At 57.0% G+C, this 15,683-nt stretch carries 20 protein-coding genes and 2 tRNA genes; 16 read left to right on the top strand and 6 right to left on the bottom strand.

From position 1 onward, the window contains the following. From ACESNI_RS13430 to ACESNI_RS13420, 3 genes are all read left to right on the top strand, one after another. Positions 1-760, top strand: a 760-nt coding sequence (locus ACESNI_RS13430) for a hypothetical protein (RefSeq protein ID WP_373087668.1), incomplete at its 5' end; no start/stop codon positions are given. Positions 761-821: 61 nt separating this feature from the next. Continuing rightward, a complete protein-coding gene (locus ACESNI_RS13425) occupies positions 822-1,295 on the top strand; it encodes a GFA family protein (protein WP_373087666.1) in 474 nt (157 codons plus the stop codon). Then, positions 1,296-2,222, top strand: a complete 927-nt coding sequence (locus ACESNI_RS13420; RefSeq protein ID WP_373087664.1) for a ketopantoate reductase family protein — start codon at positions 1,296-1,298, stop codon at positions 2,220-2,222. A gap of 30 nt (positions 2,223-2,252) precedes the next feature. Here ACESNI_RS13420 and ACESNI_RS13415 read toward each other — a convergent pair whose 3' ends face one another. Further along, positions 2,253-2,546, bottom strand: coding sequence for a hypothetical protein (locus ACESNI_RS13415; protein WP_373087662.1), 294 nt, complete (start codon positions 2,544-2,546; stop codon positions 2,253-2,255). Between the two features lie 209 nt (positions 2,547-2,755). Here ACESNI_RS13415 and ACESNI_RS13410 point away from each other — a divergent pair, with 209 nt between their 5' ends. Further along, on the top strand, positions 2,756-3,229 hold the full coding sequence (locus ACESNI_RS13410) for a hypothetical protein (RefSeq protein ID WP_373087661.1): 474 nt from the start codon (positions 2,756-2,758) through the stop codon (positions 3,227-3,229). A 255-nt stretch (positions 3,230-3,484) separates the two neighbouring features. Here the strand turns inward: ACESNI_RS13410 and ACESNI_RS13405 are convergent. The 5 genes from ACESNI_RS13405 to ACESNI_RS13385 form a co-directional block, all read right to left on the bottom strand. Continuing rightward, positions 3,485-3,560 (bottom strand) — tRNA-Asn (locus tag ACESNI_RS13405). A gap of 119 nt (positions 3,561-3,679) precedes the next feature. Then, complete coding sequence (locus ACESNI_RS13400) at positions 3,680-3,871, bottom strand: YqaE/Pmp3 family membrane protein (RefSeq protein ID WP_373087659.1); 192 nt, start codon at positions 3,869-3,871, stop codon at positions 3,680-3,682. 88 nt (positions 3,872-3,959) lie between these two features. Beyond that, positions 3,960-4,154 carry a YqaE/Pmp3 family membrane protein gene (locus ACESNI_RS13395; RefSeq protein ID WP_373087657.1) on the bottom strand — a complete coding sequence of 65 codons (195 nt, stop codon included), beginning with the start codon at positions 4,152-4,154 and terminating at the stop codon, positions 3,960-3,962. Positions 4,155-4,277: 123 nt separating this feature from the next. Beyond that, positions 4,278-4,351: transfer RNA gene (locus ACESNI_RS13390), tRNA-Cys, on the bottom strand. Between the two features lie 28 nt (positions 4,352-4,379). Beyond that, positions 4,380-4,520, bottom strand: coding sequence for a hypothetical protein (locus ACESNI_RS13385; protein ID WP_373087655.1), 141 nt, complete (start codon positions 4,518-4,520; stop codon positions 4,380-4,382). 34 nt (positions 4,521-4,554) lie between these two features. Between ACESNI_RS13385 and ACESNI_RS13380 the strand changes: the two genes are divergently transcribed. The 12 genes from ACESNI_RS13380 to ACESNI_RS13325 all read left to right on the top strand — a co-directional run bounded on the left by ACESNI_RS13380 (position 4,555) and on the right by ACESNI_RS13325 (position 15,497). Next, complete coding sequence (locus ACESNI_RS13380) at positions 4,555-4,860, top strand: hypothetical protein (RefSeq protein ID WP_373087652.1); 306 nt, start codon at positions 4,555-4,557, stop codon at positions 4,858-4,860. A 9-nt stretch (positions 4,861-4,869) separates the two neighbouring features. Beyond that, positions 4,870-5,076: a hypothetical protein gene (locus ACESNI_RS13375; protein WP_373087650.1), complete on the top strand. Its 207-nt coding sequence runs from the start codon at positions 4,870-4,872 to the stop codon at positions 5,074-5,076. Continuing rightward, positions 5,063-5,356, top strand: a complete 294-nt coding sequence (locus ACESNI_RS13370) for a hypothetical protein (protein WP_373087648.1) — start codon at positions 5,063-5,065, stop codon at positions 5,354-5,356. Before ACESNI_RS13375 ends, ACESNI_RS13370 begins: the two co-directional genes overlap by 14 nt. Continuing rightward, positions 5,356-5,547 carry a hypothetical protein gene (locus tag ACESNI_RS13365; RefSeq protein WP_373087646.1) on the top strand — a complete coding sequence of 64 codons (192 nt, stop codon included), beginning with the start codon at positions 5,356-5,358 and terminating at the stop codon, positions 5,545-5,547. Before ACESNI_RS13370 ends, ACESNI_RS13365 begins: the two co-directional genes overlap by 1 nt. Before the next feature lie 192 nt (positions 5,548-5,739). Further along, positions 5,740-7,167 (top strand): circularly permuted type 2 ATP-grasp protein, encoded by a 1,428-nt coding sequence (locus tag ACESNI_RS13360; RefSeq protein WP_373087643.1) that lies wholly within the window; start codon positions 5,740-5,742, stop codon positions 7,165-7,167. Positions 7,168-7,174: 7 nt separating this feature from the next. After that, positions 7,175-8,116: an alpha-E domain-containing protein gene (locus ACESNI_RS13355; RefSeq protein ID WP_373087640.1), complete on the top strand. Its 942-nt coding sequence runs from the start codon at positions 7,175-7,177 to the stop codon at positions 8,114-8,116. A 6-nt stretch (positions 8,117-8,122) separates the two neighbouring features. After that, on the top strand, positions 8,123-8,926 hold the full coding sequence (locus tag ACESNI_RS13350; protein ID WP_373087638.1) for a transglutaminase domain-containing protein: 804 nt from the start codon (positions 8,123-8,125) through the stop codon (positions 8,924-8,926). A gap of 34 nt (positions 8,927-8,960) precedes the next feature. Further along, positions 8,961-9,701, top strand: a complete 741-nt coding sequence (locus ACESNI_RS13345; RefSeq protein ID WP_373087636.1) for a peptidase — start codon at positions 8,961-8,963, stop codon at positions 9,699-9,701. An 89-nt stretch (positions 9,702-9,790) separates the two neighbouring features. Beyond that, positions 9,791-10,447, top strand: coding sequence for a protein-L-isoaspartate O-methyltransferase (locus ACESNI_RS13340; protein WP_373087634.1), 657 nt, complete (start codon positions 9,791-9,793; stop codon positions 10,445-10,447). A gap of 195 nt (positions 10,448-10,642) precedes the next feature. Beyond that, positions 10,643-12,037 (top strand): TolC family outer membrane protein, encoded by a 1,395-nt coding sequence (locus tag ACESNI_RS13335; RefSeq protein WP_373087631.1) that lies wholly within the window; start codon positions 10,643-10,645, stop codon positions 12,035-12,037. Between the two features lie 84 nt (positions 12,038-12,121). Beyond that, positions 12,122-12,778, top strand: coding sequence for a DUF2497 domain-containing protein (locus ACESNI_RS13330; RefSeq protein ID WP_373087628.1), 657 nt, complete (start codon positions 12,122-12,124; stop codon positions 12,776-12,778). Positions 12,779-12,857: 79 nt separating this feature from the next. Continuing rightward, entirely contained in the window at positions 12,858-15,497 is a 2,640-nt protein-coding gene (locus ACESNI_RS13325; RefSeq protein WP_373087625.1) for a valine--tRNA ligase, read from the top strand. The last annotated feature ends 186 nt before the right edge of the window (positions 15,498-15,683 follow it).

The raw sequence follows: 15,683 nt of genomic DNA, 5'->3' as shown, positions 1-15,683 counted from the left end.
GTATCTTTCGTTCTATCGTCAGGCCATGGAAGTCTCCCGTGATGTCAAGCCAGCTGCCTGTCTGCTGGAAGCGTTCAATTTTGTGATTGCCCACCGCTGGCCCTGCCTGCTGCGGGCGGTGCCGATCGTGATGCTGACGGCCTTGCTTGCCTGGCTGGAGACAAATATCCTGGAGAGAACCGACATCTTCCGGGTCGTTATCAATGACCTGCTGTATGCCATATTCGCGGTTTTCTGGCATCGCTATACGTTGCTGGCGCGGGAGCGGGATCAGTCTGACTACGGGCTGGCCTTTGGGTTGCGGGAGATGAAATTTGCCGGTGCCATGCTTGCCTATGCCGGCGTCAGCTATCTCGTCGCCCGAATTTTTATCGCGGGCGGCGGCGGCTCGATCATGTCGGTAGTCGTCTTCATTTGCCTTTTGTTACTGTCCTTTCTGCCACTGATGTTCGTTTTTCCCGCGATCGCTCTCGATCATCCGCTGGCGCTGTCACTGTTTGCGCGCCGCGTCGTCGAGATGTCCCTGCCACTTGTCGGCACGTTCCTGCTGGGAATTGTCGGGATTGCCGGGCTCTATGTCCTGGTATATCTGCCGGTGTTGCTGCTGGCGGCTTTGAACCGGCCGGGGGTGGCGGGAGTGCTGTTTTACCTGTTTTCGTCCTTCCTGATCATGCCGTTCATTCTGGCGGTGTTCATCTCCTTCGTCTCGATCCTGTATCGGGAGGCGATGGGCACAGCGACCTCTTCTGTGCATCCCTGACATTTCGCTTGCGAAGTCCAGCGGTTTTTTCTACCGTTTTGGCGTGCCAAGAGAGGATCTGATGACAGAGGTGAGAAAAGGCAGCTGTGCCTGCGGCGAGGTGCGGTACGAGGTAGCGGGCGAGCCGATGTTCGTGCATTGCTGTCATTGCCGCGAGTGCCAGTGCCATAGTGGCAGCGCGTTTGTGATCAACGCAATTGTGGAAACAGCGCAGATCCGCCAATTGAGCGGGGAGTTGCAGGCAATATCCGTCCCGACGAGAAGCGGGAGTCCCCATGATATCCATCATTGCGGCACTTGTCAGACCGCGCTCTGGAGTGATTACGGGCAGCTTGCCGGGATGCGATTCTTGCGCGTCGGGACGCTGGAGGTACCCGCCGAAATGCCGCCGGACGTTCATATATTTACGCGATCTAAACTGCCCTGGGTGATCTTGCCAGAGACGGTTCCGGCCTATAGTGTCTATTATGATTTTAACGATATTTGGCCCGCCGCCAGTGTGGCCCGGCGCCGGAAAGCAACAGGACAGGGCTGAATGACATTACGGATCGGGATCATCGGCGCCGGCGCCATTGGCGGATATTTTGGCGCCGTGCTGGCAGAGGCGGGGATGGAGGTCGTGGTGCTGGCCCGCGGCAAAAACCGCGATGTGCTGGCGACGGACGGGCTGACGGTCCTTTCGGAAACCGGCGATATTACCGTAAAATTCGCGGCTGTGTCGGACGACCCGGCAGAACTCGGGCCGGTCGACGTGATCCTCTTCACCGTGAAGGGGCAGGACACCGATCAGGCGGCGGAGGATATGCGGCCGATGGTCGGCCCGGAGACGGAAATCATCAGCCTGCAGAACGGCCTCTACGGCATCGACGTGCTGGCCGAAAAATACGGGGTGGATCATGTCTCTCCCGGCATCACCTATACTCCGGCGGTGGTCGAGAAGCCCGGCCTGATCCGCAAGACCGGAACCCTGACCCGCACCATCTTCGGCCCCTATCATCCGCGCGACATGTCCGTGCATGAGCAAATCGCGGCAGCCTGCAAGGCGGGCGGCGTCGATATTAAGGCCCTCCGGGAGCCGATGGGCGCAATCTGGGAGAAATTCGTCGTGCTGGCTCCGTTTCACATTATCGGCGGCCTGACCCGGTTGCCGGTCGGCGGCTGGATTGGAACGCCGGAGACGCGGGACCTGTTCCTTCGCGCCATGCAGGAAGTCTGCGCCGTCGGGCGGGCCAGGGGCGCGGACATCAGCCCCGATGCCGCCGACAAGAAACTGCATTACGCCCGGACCACGACCAACCCGGCAACCCGGGCCTCGATGCTGGAGGATCTGGAGCGGGGTAAGCGGCTTGAACTCGACAGCACCGTCGGTTGGCTCTGCCGGGAAGGGGAGAAACTCGGTGTTCCGACCCCCATTCACGCCATGGCCTACGCGCTGTTGCTGCCCCATAAAAACGGGGTGTGACGGCGGCCTCGCGGCGGTCTTTACGCCGGGCTAAAAGTCCCGTTTCGGCTGATCCGGCCAGAGATTGGTGCTGCAGCCTTTACGTTCCGCCAGTTCCCTGACATCCATATTGCGATCGAGGAGGTCATTGGCCTCGCCATGCTTGGCGTTGCTGCCGCCCAGCAAGGAGGTTGCCCGGTCCGTGTTGGCAGTATATTCGACGCTGAGGTCCTGACAACTGGCGGTGGCATCCCCCTTGTTCAATTCGGACATCGGGATCGGCTTTTCTTCGATTGTGCAGGCGCTAAGGATAAAAATGCAAATAAACAGAGAGATAGTTTTCATAATCTTAACTCGCTGAAAATAGGAGAATAAAAAGAAGATCATACCACCGTGTGCCTGTCAATCGATCTTCGCCGCAAAGACCCGCAGGTCACAAAAATGCCACCGAAATACCTTGGATGTGAATTTGCCTAACGAAAATACTCAACCATATTGATGAGATCTGAGAGGTTTCAAACGGGAAAGGCCCGCATCAAATGGAGGATACACAAATGACGGCGAGTATGTACGGTTTTCTGAAAACGACGGTCGGAGCAGCCACCCTACTTGCTGCCGGCTTGGCGCTAGCATCTTGCGTGGCACATGAACCGCCGCCCGAGCAGGTGGCCTCAAGCAAGCCAACGGTCACCTATAAATACCACAACGATGAGGAGCTTATCGGGGTCAACCAGCGCGCGGTGACATTCTGTACGCAGTATAACCTCGCCCCGCGGCCGACGAACTTCACGAACGATTCGGACGGCGCCAAGGTCGTCTCCTATGAATGCGTGCCCTCGGCGGTATCGGCCACCGATCCGGTGATGAATCCCAACCTCATCTACACCTACCGGACGGACCAGGAACTGTTGAACGCGTCGCGGAGCGCCCAAGCATACTGCATGAATATTGGCTCCCAGGAGGGGATCGCCAATATCGTCACCAATGCGGACGGGTCCAAGACGGTGACCTTCCAGTGTCATAAATAAGGGGCCAGTACCGAGGCACAGCCGATGAACCTAACAAGCCTGACGCGAAAATAAGTACGGGTCAGGCCAGACATTATCCGCCGTGACAGGAAGGGCAACCGCCCGGACTGCGCGGCGGAAATGTTTTTATCCTGAAAGAATCGTGAAATTGTATGGGGGAAGGGGAGAAAAGTTTGCAAAGCCTTGCCGGCGATCTAACGGGCCGCAGGAAACACCTGCAAACCTTTCTCTATATCCCTGAATAACAAGGAAAATTGGCTCCCCGAGCAGGACTCGAACCTGCGACAGGCTGATTAACAGTCAGCTGCTCTACCAACTGAGCTATCGGGGATCAGGATCTCGAACATATTCGAGATGGCGGCTTATAGCAATTGCCTGTTGACCTGCCAAGCCTTGTTTTGGAAATCCGGTAAAAAATTTGGCCGAGTTTGGGAAAAGCCGCGCACTTCGTCAGTCGCCGCCATGCGCAGCGGAAATTTTTCTATCCGTATTATACTGACTGAGGGCATAGACTGCCCAGATTGCCGCCGGAATCCAGCCGATCAACGTGATTTGCAGGATCAGGCACAATATGCCCTGAAACGGTTTGCCGATCGTGAAGAAAACAACAAAGGGTAACAAGATTGCCAAAATGAGTCGCATGGATGCCTCCCGATAAAAGATCAGCACAGCTTACCCAAGCTTTTATGGATTGGCAATCGGCAGTATAGGCCTGGGTAGCGCGCGCCGTTCAGACGCGGTGTTTGGCGCGGGCCAGTGCGAGCTGATAGCGCCGCCAGCGAGAGAGCGTGATCAGGGCCCAGATGGTCGCCGGGATCCAGCCGAGAACGGTCAGTTGCAGGATCAGGCAGAGAAACCCCTCCCAGGTTCGTCCAAGGATAAAAAACACCAACCAGGGCAGTATAATGGCGACGAGAACAAGCATTTTTTTCTCCTGTAGATAAAGATCCGGGTCCCGCCGACGGCTTTTGCCATCGGGCGTTTCCAGCAGGACGTCTCGCGGGGGAGGGTTGTGACGGGCGCGGCGAAAATGCCGGGCGGGAGAAAATGGAGGCCTGGACCGGAATCGAACCGGTGTGGACGGATTTGCAATCCGCTGCGTCACCACTCCGCCACCAGGCCTCAAAACATGTGATGTATTGGTAAAATCCTAGGCTTTGTAAGGCTTTGCCCTTTGGCTGTCAAGCGGGGAAAGCCAATCCTCCGCCGCAAACATCGCCCCTTTATCCCAAAGCGTCAAAATACCGAAACCGATCTTCTTTAAGAAGGAACGACCGGTCTCGATCTTCATTGTTCAAACGCCCTTTTTTAACCCCAAGGAACCCATGATGATACGAAAGAACAATGTACGGCTGGGCGGCATCAAGCCGGAAATCCTGCTGGCCGCAATGATCTGCAAGCCCATCGTCGAAAGCTATGGCGTGCCGTTCGTGATTACCTCACTGCTGGAGGGCACTCACGGCGCAAAATCCCTGCATTACCGGGGACTGGCGATGGATTTCAGAACCCGTGAAATACCCGCAATTACCAAGAAGAGAGACTGCCGGGACCGCTGTGCTTTGGCGCTTGGCAGTGAGTTTGATGTCGTGCTGGAAAAAGATCACATGCACGTCGAATTTGACCCGGACTAGGAGGAAAATATGTCCCAGTATAACAAGTTGATCGTTGCTCTTATCGGCGTCGCCGTGATGCTGTTGAAAGACCAGGTTGGCCTTGACCTGTCGGCACTGGAGCCGACGCTGGTCGATGCCGTCATCGGTGTTCTGACGGCCATCGGCGTGTTCGCCGTTCCGAATAAACCCCGCGTTTCACACGCTGACGAGGAAGGAATATATGATGCCCGGTAAACTCATTCCGGGGCTGTTCTGCCTGTTGCTGCTGGCCGCCTGTTCGGCCGTGACGCCCGCGCAGAACCTGCAGTTCGCCTGTGACAGCGTAACGACGAGTGTCGTTATCCTGACACCTTATAAATCCAGCATGAACCCGGAGACCATTTCCCGGATCGACGCGGTCGAGCCGCTTCATACCCGCTTTTGTGAAGGACAGGTGACGGACGTTCCGGCGGCCTTCGCCGCCCTGTCGGCCGCCGCCAATGACCTTCTCACCCTGCGCGAGGAGTATAACTGATGGACCCGACAACCCTTAAATATGTCGCCAGTCTGGCCCAACTCGGGTTTTTTATTTCACAGTCCGTCGTTGGCCTTCTCGCCGGCGCGAAAACCCCGGCGGAAATCGAATCTGACTGGCCAGCGGTAAAGGCACGCAAAGATGCGGCCTGGGCGGCGTGGAAAAAGGCGGGAGACCCGCAGGAATCATAGTAACTCGACCTATTAAGAATAGATTATGCGGCGACGGCGACTGGCAATCACCGTCGCCGCTTTTTTTGTGCCTGAACCTATTCCCATTTCCGGGCTGTTTTTTTGGTGCAATCGCCCTGTTTCTGGGGGAGGGCAGGGTCTCTCAGTAATTTTTAATGTTGCACTGCATTAGAATCTCTCTACTGTAGTGGGATGCAGGCAGATCAGAATATTTTCGATGAAATGACGGGATCGGGCGACACTGTCCGCCAACCCTATCAGGAATACCGGCAATGGTTCGAGACCGAGGACCCGGCAAGATTGCGCCGCAAGGCTGTTGCTTCGGAGGCCTTTTTCCGGCGGACCGGGATCACCTTCAATGTTTATGGCCGTGAGGAGGCTGCGGAGCGGCTGATTCCCTTCGACGTTATTCCGCGCATTATATCGGCCCGGGAATGGGCGCGGCTTGAACGCGGTATCGAGCAGCGGGTCCGCGCCATCAACGCCTTCCTTCATGACATCTATCACCGTCAGGAGATTGTTCGCGCCGGGCGCATCCCCATGGAGATCATTGCCAATAACGAGGCGTTCCTGCCGCAGATGGTCGGGGTGTCGCCGCCGGGCAATGTCTATACCCATATCGTCGGCACCGATCTTGTGCGCACCGGTGAGGACGAGTTTTTTGTTCTTGAGGATAATGCGCGAACGCCCTCCGGCGTCTCCTACATGCTCGAAAACCGGGAAACCATGCTGCATATGTTTCCGGAGCTTTTCGCCAAGGTCCGGGTGCGGTCGGTCAGCGATTACCCGAAAAGCCTGCGCCGCTCGCTCGGCGCCTGTGCGCCCGATGTCTGCGAAGGCCGCCCGGTCGTGGCGGTGCTCACGCCCGGTATCCATAATTCCGCCTATTTCGAGCATGCCTTCCTCGCCGATCAGATGGGCGCGGAACTGGTCGAGGGGCATGACCTGCGCGTCGTCAACGGACGGATCGCCATGCGCACGACCCGCGGCTATGACCCGATTGACGTGCTGTACCGACGGGTCGATGATGATTATCTCGATCCGCTCAATTTCAATCCGAAATCACAGCTCGGTGTTGCTGGCATTCTCGATGTTTACCGCGCCGGTGGGATCACGATTGCCAATGCCCCCGGCACCGGCATTGCTGATGACAAGGCGATTTATTCCTACATCCCGGAAATCGTTGAGTTTTACACCGGCGAGAAAGCCATTCTCAAGAATGTTCCGACCTGGCGCTGCGCCGAACCGGATGCGCTGTCCTATGTTCTCGACAACCTTGAAGAACTGGTAGTGAAGGAAGTGCATGGATCGGGCGGTTACGGCATGCTCGTCGGGCCCGCCGCCAGCAAACGCGAGATATCCGCGTTTCGGACCAAGCTCAAGGCCAAGCCGGGCAACTATATCGCCCAGCCGACTTTGGCGCTCTCGACGGTGCCGATCCTGACCAAAAAGGGCCTTGCGCCGCGCCATGTCGATCTGCGGCCCTTCGTCATGGTCTCGCCGAACCGGGTGGAAATCACGCCCGGTGGCCTTACCCGCGTTGCCCTGAAGCCGGGCTCGCTGGTGGTCAATTCAAGCCAGGGCGGCGGCACCAAGGACACCTGGGTATTGGAGGAATAACCGCGACATGCTTGGCAAAACCGCAGGAGGCCTGTTCTGGATGTTCCGCTTTCTTGAACGAAGCGAGAATACCGCACGTCTGCTTGATGCCGGCTTCCGGATTGCGCTGACCCGCTCCAGCGCCGCGGAAAATGAATGGGCGTCGGTCGTTGCGACCGCCGGGGTTGCCCAAAGTTACAAGCAAAAATACGATCATTATGATTCCCGTAATGTCATTGATTTCCTGCTGCGGGACCGGCTCAACTCCTCCAGCGTGATGTCGGTCATCGATGCCGCGCGCAATAATGCCCGCATGGTTCGGACGGCGCTCACCCGTGAGGTTTGGGAGGCGACCAACGATTGCTGGATCAACTTGAAGGAGCTGCTGTCACAGCCGATATCGGAGCGCGATCTCCCGGATGTTCTCGGCACGATCCGCCAGCAAAGTGCGTTGGTGCGCGGGGCGCTTCATGGCACCATGCTGCGCAATGACGTATTTGATTTTGCGCGGATCGGTACCTTTTTAGAACGTGCCGACAACACCGCCCGCATTCTCGACGTGAAATATTATGTCCTGCTGCCGTCGGCATCCTTCGTTGGCTCCTCACTCGATAACGTGCAATGGGAATCGATCCTGCGCTCAGTCTCGGCGCAGCGTGCCTTTCGCTGGCTTAATCCCGGCGAGGTTAATCCCATGAGCATTGCCGAGTTTATCATTCTCGACCGGCGCCTGCCGCGATCGCTGGTCTTCTGCTATTCGAAGATTGTCGATAATCTCCGCTATCTTGAGGAAGACTACGGGCTGACGCTGGAGTGCCATAATAGGGCCGCGCCAATCCTCAAGCGCTTGAAGGAAAGCACGGTCCATTCAATCTTTGAGGAAGGGCTGCATGAATTTATTACCAGCTTTCTTCAGGACAACATGGCGCTGGGCGGGCAGATTGAACAGGATTACCGGTTTAATGGATAGGGTCACATGCGGCTGAAAATCTCTCACCTGACAAAATATCATTATGACGAGCCCGTACATTACGCGCTCCAGCAGATCCGTCAGACGCCGAAATCCGGCGTCGGGCAGGACGTTTTGGACTGGGAGACCCGGGTCGAGGGCGGCAATACCGAGGTTGAATTCCATGACCAGTTCGGCAACGAGGTGCTGCTGGTCAGCCTTGAGCCCGGCCGTACGGACATTTCCATCTACTGCGAGGGCAATATTGACACCATCGATACCCACGGGATGATCGGCCCGAATACGGGCTATGCGCCGCTCTGGTTCTTTCGACGGTCGACGCCGCTCACCGCCGCCGGGCCACTGACCCGCAAACTGGTGAAGGAATTGGGGACTGATTTCGACACCGAGGTCACGAGGATGCACCGCCTGTCACAGCTGATTGCCGGGAATGTCGACTACCAGACGGGCGAGACTCATTCGGAAACGACCGTCGAAGAGGCGCTGGCCACCGGCAAGGGGGTCTGTCAGGACCATGCCCAGATTTTTGTCAGTGCCGTGCGCCTGATGGGCTTTTCGGCCCGCTATGTCAGTGGCTACCTGATGATGGATGACCGGATTGAACAGGATGCCACCCACGCCTGGGCGGAGGCCTTCATTCCCGATGTCGGCTGGGTCGGGTTTGATGTCTCCAACGGCATCTCCCCGGACGAACGCTATGTCCGGGTTGCCACGGGGCTCGATTACAAGGATGCGGCGCCGATCTCGGGGATGCGGATCGGCAGCAGCGGGGAATCAATGAACGTCTCCCTGCAGGTTCAACAACAATAACAGAATTTCAATCAGGAAAGGTTGATAGGCAATCATGACATATTGCATCGGCTTGCGTCTGAACAAAGGCCTTGTCTTCATGTCGGACACCCGCACCAATGCCGGTGTCGATAATATATCCGTTTTCAAAAAAATGAATACATGGGAGGTGCCGGGAGAGCGGGTCATCACGATGATGACGGCAGGGAACCTCGCCACAACGCAGGCAATCGTGAGTATTCTTGATGAACGGACCAAGGCGGCTGCGGATCGCAGTCCCTCCATCCTTGAAATGCCGTCTATGTTCCAGGTGGCCCGCCTCATCGGTGACACGATGAAGGAGGAAATCCAGTCGAACGGGCTCGCCGGTCAGACAGCGGACTCCGCCTTTAACGCCACGCTCATCGTTGGCGGCCAGATCAAGGGAAGTCCGCCGCGGCTGTTCCTCATTTATCCGGAAGGCAACTTCATTGAGGCGTCGAGCGAAACGCCGTTCTTCCAGATTGGCGAAACCAAATACGGCCGCCCGATTCTGGTCCGGGCCTATGAGCCGGACATGACCTTTGAGGCGGCAATCAAGCTGATGCTGGTATCGTTTGATTCGACCATCAAAGCGAACCTGTCCGTTGGCCTGCCGCTCGATGTACAGGTCTATGAAAATGACCGCTTCACCATCTGTCACAATCTCAGGATCGACGCGGAGGATGACTATTACAAGCAGATTTCCACCGGGTGGGGCGAGGCCCTGAAGCAGGCGTTTGATGTGCTGCCAGAGTTTAATTTCAACGATCGGTGAGGGCCGCCGACGGCACCTTAGGACTTGCCTTTCAGCGCCGTTATTCAGTATAACCACGGAAGCTTTTCAACGGGGTAATCAGGAACATCATGTCAATTGACAAATTTGCCGATGCGCGCCGCCATATGGTGCTCAGTCAGTTAAGGCCAAATCAGGTCAACAGCGATCGGGTCATCGACGCCATGGGAACGGTCGCGCGCGAAGAATTCGTTCCGAAAGAACTGCGCGGCGTTGCCTATCTGGATGAAGATCTCGAAGTCGCCCCCGGTCGGTTCCTGGTCGAACCCCGGGTTTTCGGCCGATTGCTGCAGGAGGCCGCCGTTGAAGCCAAGGATGTGGTGCTGGATATCGGCTGCGGGACAGGATATTCCGCTGCGGTTTTTGGCCATCTGGCGCAGGCCGTTGTCGCCATCGAAAGCGATGCGGAGCTGGTGGCGCGGGCGAGCGAGATTTTGCTGCGGCTTGAGGCCGATAACGTCGCCGTGGTCGAGGGGCCACTTGCCGAGGGGAATGCAAAGCAGGGACCCTATAATGTCATCCATATCAATGGTGCGATCTCCGAGGTGCCGCAATCATTGCTCGATCAACTGGCGGAAAACGGTCGGCTGATTTGCGTGCTTGGCACGGGGCCCGGCGTCGCCACGATTTACCGGCGGCACGGCGCGAGTTGCAGTCCACGTTCGGCGTTTGATGCAGCGGTGCCGGAGTTGAATGACCTGATGGCGGTGCCGGCATTCCAGTTTTGAAAAAGCAAAGCTCCTGTCACAATCCCGCCGAATTATGCATGTACAGTCGGATAATGATTAACAATATCACAATGTTTTTATGTGATACTGTGATCCGTTGTGGGGATGATACTGGCAATTTGTTTAAAATTGTTGATCCAAACGCGTATCGAGACTAAATTCATTCATGGTTAATATGTTGAGGGACGAGTTCAAATGAAAAAAGTGACATTGACCGTTGCATCTGTCGTTGCGTCTGTATTAACGGCGACGCTGCCTCTGTCATCGGCAAGCGCTGAGACGTTGCGCGACACGCTGATCACCACTTATGAAAATAACCCGACCCTGGATGCCGCGCGTGCCAATGTCCGCGGTGTTGACGAAGAAGTGCCGCAGGCCCTGTCGGGCTGGCGCCCGAGTGTAATTGCCACCGGGGATGCCGCCCTCCAGAATGTTGATAGCAACTATTCTACCGGAACCAGCGGAAATTCACATCCGACAAGTGTCGCCGTGACTGTCTCGCAGCCGGTTTATACGGGCGGTCAGACCGTAGCCTCGACCAAGTCGGCCGAAGCGACCGTGTCCGCCGCGCGGGCCGGATTGCTCTCAACCCAGCAGGATGTTTTCCGGCTGGCCGTTACCGCCTATATGAATGTATTGCGCGATGAGGCCCTGGTTGAGCTTAACAAAAATAACTCCACCGTCCTCCGCCGCCAGCTTGACGCGTCCAACGATCGCTTCAATGTCGGTGAAATTACGCGGACGGATGTCGCCCAGGCTCAGGCCCGTCTCGCCGATTCAATCTCCAACCAGATTCAGGCGGAAGGCAACCTGCGCTCGACCCGGGCCAATTACGAACGGATCGTCGGTCGCCCACCGGTGGCGCTGGAAGAACCGGATGTGCCAGAAAATTTTCCGGAATCGGAAGAAGTGGCACTGGCGATCGCCCTTGAAAATCATCCGGACATCCAGTCGGCTAAATATAACGAGGAAAGCTCCCGCTATGACATCCGGGCGACGTCCGGCCAGTTGCTGCCCTCCTTGTCCATCGACGGAACGTTATCCCGCGTCAATAACGGCGGATCTTCGGGAACAGGCGGGGCTGCCGGCGGGTCCTATCGCGGCGATACAGCGCGGATCGGCGCGGTTTTAAGAGTGCCGCTCTATCAGTCCGGATCGGTCTACAGCCAGGTTCGCCAGGCCCGCCAGATCAACAGCCAGCGCATGGAACAGATCGAGGAGACGGTGCGCGCGATCCGGGAATCGGTGATACAGTCCTGGGAAGCGCTGGGAACCGCCCGCTCGCGGATCGGCTCGAACGAGGAAGCGGTGCGGGCCAATAAAATTGCTCTCGACGGTGTCGGACAGGAAGCGCAGGTCGGCTCGCGGACAACGCTGGATGTGTTGAACGCTGAACAGGAACTGCTGCTGAGCCAGGTTAATCTGGTGACTGCGCGGCGGGACCAGTATGTGGCGATCTATAATGTCATCGCCGCAATCGGTAAGCTGAACGCCCGCGATCTCGGCCTTAACGTCGAATATTACGATCCGACTAAAAATTATGACCGGGTTCGCAACAAATGGTTTGGAACAGACGGTGGACTGGATTAAGACTTAATTAAATTAAACGGGCCATATTGAACGTATTTAACGGTTGATATCAGGGGAGGCCTCGGCTTCAATGGTGACTTGATTATGAGTGATTCAACGACAGAGCAAGAACCGACGATGGAGGAGATACTGGCCTCCATCCGGCGTATCATTTCTGAAGACGGAGATGAAGACGCGGAAGGCCAGAGTGACGCTACCGCCGAGGCCGAGCCTGAGAAAAGCGCGGACGGGACGGAAGCCGAGGCAATGACCGAAGCTGAGCCGGAGGCTGAGGCCGAACCGGAACCGGAAGAAGATATTCTGGAACTGACGGAAGAAATCGAGGACGAGGTTGAGGAACCGCTGACGCTGGACGATGTGATGGAAGAAGAGATCACCGTCGAGCCGGAAGTCGCCGTTGAACCGGAGCCTGAACCTGAAATAGAACCGGAACCTGAAGCGGTCACTGAGCCCGTTTCCGAACCGGCACCTGTCACAGCGGCACCGTCCGGTAAATCAAACAGCCTGCTGGCTGACCCCACTATTGCTGCAACCACGTCGGCCTTTGCCAATCTGGCCGGTGCTGTTGCTTCTTCGCGAGGATTACAAATGGGTAATAACGCAACTTTGGAAGATATGGTCAAGGATATGCTCCGGCCGATCCTGAAAGACTGGCTTGATCAGAATCTCCCGCAAATTGTTCAGCGCATTGTTGAGCGCGAGGTGAGCAAGCTTGCTGACCGGGCGGACGACGAAGAATAAAGTCCTTCCTACCGGGTGGTGAGCCGACTATATTGCACCCGAACATTTTGCCGACTAATCAGTAAAGAAAGGTTCAGCGATGCTGGACAAATCTTATCGACCTGCCGAGGTCGAAGGAAAGCTCTATTCACAATGGATGGAGCAGGGGGCGTTTGCCTGTGGCCGCGCCGGAACAGACGACGCCTTCACCATCGTCATTCCACCCCCCAATGTCACCGGCAGCCTGCATATGGGCCATGCGCTCAATAACACATTGCAGGACATTCTTGTGCGGTTCGAGCGGATGCGGGGCAAGGACGTGCTCTGGCAACCGGGCATGGATCATGCCGGGATCGCCACGCAAATGGTGGTCGAACGCCAGCTGGAGGCGGAAGGGATTACCCGCCACGATTTGGGGCGCGAAAAATTCATCGAGAAGGTCTGGGAATGGAAAGCGGAGTCCGGTGGCCAGATATTCGAGCAGCTCAAGCGCCTCGGCGCGACCTGTGACTGGAGCCGTGAGCGCTTCACCATGGACGAAGGGCTGTCCAAGGCCGTCCGCAAAGTCTTCGTCCAGCTTTACAAAGAGGGCCTGATCTATCGCGACAAGCGGCTGGTCAATTGGGACCCGAAATTTCACACGGCGATTTCCGACCTTGAAGTCGAGCAGCAGGATGTGAATGGCCATATGTGGCATTTCCGGTATCCGGTTGAGGGCGAGGAAGGCCGCTTTATCACTGTCGCCACCACACGCCCGGAAACCATGCTCGGCGATACCGGCATTGCCGTTCATCCCGAAGATGAGCGCTATACCGATCTTGTCGGCAAGTTCGCGATCCTCCCCATCGTCGGCCGTCGTATTCCTATCGTTGCCGATACTTACGCCGATCCCGAACAGGGCTCCGGCGCCGTCAAGATCACGCCTGCCCATGATTTCAATGACTTCGAGGTTGGTAAGCGCAGTAATCTTGAGGTCATCAATATCCTTGACGAAAACGCCCATCTCAACGACGCCGTGCCCGAGGCTTATCAGGGCATGGAACGGTTTGAGGCGCGCAAAAAAGTGGTTGCCGAGATGGAAAGCCTCGGTCTTTTAGAGAAGATCGAGGATCATGCGCATACGGTTCCCTATGGTGACCGCTCCGGCGTGGTAATCGAGCCCTTGCTCACCGATCAGTGGTTTGCGGATGCTGGGACGCTTGCCCAGCCCGCGATCCGCGCGGTCGAGAATGGCAGCACCCAGTTCGTGCCCGCCAAATGGGCCAATACCTATTACGATTGGATGCGCAATATCCAGCCTTGGTGCATCTCGCGCCAGCTCTGGTGGGGGCATCGGATTCCGGCCTGGTTTGGTCCCGATAACATGATTTTTGTTGAGGAAACGGAGGCGGAAGCCTTTGCCGCCGCCGAGGCGCATTACGGCCGCAAGGTTGAGCTGCATCAGGACGAGGATGTGCTCGATACCTGGTTCTCCTCGGCGCTCTGGCCGTTTTCCACGCTCGGCTGGCCCGATGAGACACCGGAACTCAAGAAATACTACCAGACCGACGTGCTGGTGACCGGTTTCGATATCATCTTCTTCTGGGTCGCCCGGATGATGATGATGGGTCTGCATTTCATGGACGAGGCGCCGTTCCATACCGTCTATATCCATGCGCTGGTTCGCGACGAGCTAGGCGCGAAGATGTCGAAGTCCAAGGGCAATGTCGTCGATCCGCTGGAATTGATGGATAAGTACGGCGCGGATGCGCTCCGTTTCTTCCTGTCGGCAAGCGCTGCGCAAGGCCGCGATGTCCGCCTGTCGGAACAACGGGTCGAGGGTTATCGCAATTTTACCACCAAGCTCTGGAATGCTGCCCGCTTCTGCGAGATGAACGATTGTAAGGTGCCGGATGGCTTTGATCCGTTTGCGGTGAAAGAGACCATCAACCAATGGATCGTCAGCGAGGTCGTGAAATGCGAGGCCGCGGTGCGCGAGGGGCTTGAGGGCTATCGCTTTAACGATGCCTCGAACGCCATCTACGCCTTCACCTGGAATGTCTTTTGCGACTGGTATCTCGAATTTGCCAAGCTGCCGTTTCAGGGAGATGACAAGACGGAGACGCAAGCCACCGCCGCCTGGGCGCTCGACCAGATTTTGAAAATCCTGCATCCTTTCATGCCCTTCGTGACCGAGGAGCTCTGGGGCGCGTTGGGCGCAAAACGGGAGACTCAACTCATCATCGCCGATTGGCCGCGCTATCCCGCCGATGCCATCAAGACAGAGGCGCTCACGGAAATGGACTGGGTGCAGGGGTTGATCACCGGCATTCGCGGCGTCCGCAGCGAAATGAATGTTCCGGCTGGTGCTAAAATCCCGTTGATTTTCAACGAGGGTAGTGATCTCGACAAGGAATGGCTGAAGATACATTGGGATATCATCGCCCGCATGGCCCGGCTGGAAAACAAGGCAGTTGATGCGGAGGTGCCGAAGGGCGCACTGCAATTCGTTCATCGGGGCGCGACAGTCGTGTTGCCGCTCGCAGGGGCCATGGATCTGGATGCGGAAAAGGCGCGGCTTGCCAAGGAAATCGGCAAGCTCGGCGGGTATATGACCGGACTGAACAAGAAGCTCGGCAACGAGAAATTTGTCGCCAATGCGCCCGCTGATGTGGTTGAGGGCGAGAAAGCCAAGCTCGCGGACGCCGAAACCCAGCTCGCCAAACTCAATGACGCCGCCGCGCGCCTCGCGGAGCTGTAATCAGCACCGAAGCGCGGCGGTGATTGCGCCCGGCCTTATTTTCGCAGGGAAGCGGGGGCTCTCGCCCAGATCCAGCTGAGCAGCGTCTCGATCCAGCTTACCATCGGGCTGATTTTCAGCCAGGGTAACAGGAAAAGGCAGGCTGCGCCGCCGCCGACCAGGACATCAGTAAACCAGTGGCCCCCG

The sequence above is a fragment of the Sneathiella sp. genome, from assembly GCF_041689005.1.
Lineage (GTDB): Bacteria > Pseudomonadota > Alphaproteobacteria > Sneathiellales > Sneathiellaceae > Sneathiella.
Note: the sequence above shows the minus strand (reverse complement) of the source record. Positions and strands in the feature narration are given on the sequence as shown.

What these genes read in the sequence shown, in the direction of transcription:
- ACESNI_RS13325 (WP_373087625.1), top strand. Translation starts at nt 12,858, where the DNA reads ATGCTGGACAAATCTTATCGACCTGCCGAGGTCGAAGGAAAGCTCTAT.
- ACESNI_RS13420 (WP_373087664.1), top strand. Translation starts at nt 1,296, where the DNA reads ATGACATTACGGATCGGGATCATCGGCGCCGGCGCCATTGGCGGATAT.
- ACESNI_RS13415 (WP_373087662.1), bottom strand. Translation starts at nt 2,546, where the DNA reads ATGAAAACTATCTCTCTGTTTATTTGCATTTTTATCCTTAGCGCCTGC.
- ACESNI_RS13340 (WP_373087634.1), top strand. Translation starts at nt 9,791, where the DNA reads ATGTCAATTGACAAATTTGCCGATGCGCGCCGCCATATGGTGCTCAGT.
- ACESNI_RS13395 (WP_373087657.1), bottom strand. Translation starts at nt 4,154, where the DNA reads ATGCTTGTTCTCGTCGCCATTATACTGCCCTGGTTGGTGTTTTTTATC.
- ACESNI_RS13365 (WP_373087646.1), top strand. Translation starts at nt 5,356, where the DNA reads ATGGACCCGACAACCCTTAAATATGTCGCCAGTCTGGCCCAACTCGGG.
- ACESNI_RS13375 (WP_373087650.1), top strand. Translation starts at nt 4,870, where the DNA reads ATGTCCCAGTATAACAAGTTGATCGTTGCTCTTATCGGCGTCGCCGTG.
- ACESNI_RS13355 (WP_373087640.1), top strand. Translation starts at nt 7,175, where the DNA reads ATGCTTGGCAAAACCGCAGGAGGCCTGTTCTGGATGTTCCGCTTTCTT.
- ACESNI_RS13360 (WP_373087643.1), top strand. Translation starts at nt 5,740, where the DNA reads ATGCAGGCAGATCAGAATATTTTCGATGAAATGACGGGATCGGGCGAC.
- ACESNI_RS13345 (WP_373087636.1), top strand. Translation starts at nt 8,961, where the DNA reads ATGACATATTGCATCGGCTTGCGTCTGAACAAAGGCCTTGTCTTCATG.
- ACESNI_RS13330 (WP_373087628.1), top strand. Translation starts at nt 12,122, where the DNA reads ATGAGTGATTCAACGACAGAGCAAGAACCGACGATGGAGGAGATACTG.
- ACESNI_RS13380 (WP_373087652.1), top strand. Translation starts at nt 4,555, where the DNA reads ATGATGATACGAAAGAACAATGTACGGCTGGGCGGCATCAAGCCGGAA.
- ACESNI_RS13410 (WP_373087661.1), top strand. Translation starts at nt 2,756, where the DNA reads ATGACGGCGAGTATGTACGGTTTTCTGAAAACGACGGTCGGAGCAGCC.
- ACESNI_RS13370 (WP_373087648.1), top strand. Translation starts at nt 5,063, where the DNA reads ATGATGCCCGGTAAACTCATTCCGGGGCTGTTCTGCCTGTTGCTGCTG.
- ACESNI_RS13400 (WP_373087659.1), bottom strand. Translation starts at nt 3,871, where the DNA reads ATGCGACTCATTTTGGCAATCTTGTTACCCTTTGTTGTTTTCTTCACG.
- ACESNI_RS13335 (WP_373087631.1), top strand. Translation starts at nt 10,643, where the DNA reads ATGAAAAAAGTGACATTGACCGTTGCATCTGTCGTTGCGTCTGTATTA.
- ACESNI_RS13385 (WP_373087655.1), bottom strand. Translation starts at nt 4,520, where the DNA reads ATGAAGATCGAGACCGGTCGTTCCTTCTTAAAGAAGATCGGTTTCGGT.
- ACESNI_RS13350 (WP_373087638.1), top strand. Translation starts at nt 8,123, where the DNA reads ATGCGGCTGAAAATCTCTCACCTGACAAAATATCATTATGACGAGCCC.
- ACESNI_RS13425 (WP_373087666.1), top strand. Translation starts at nt 822, where the DNA reads ATGACAGAGGTGAGAAAAGGCAGCTGTGCCTGCGGCGAGGTGCGGTAC.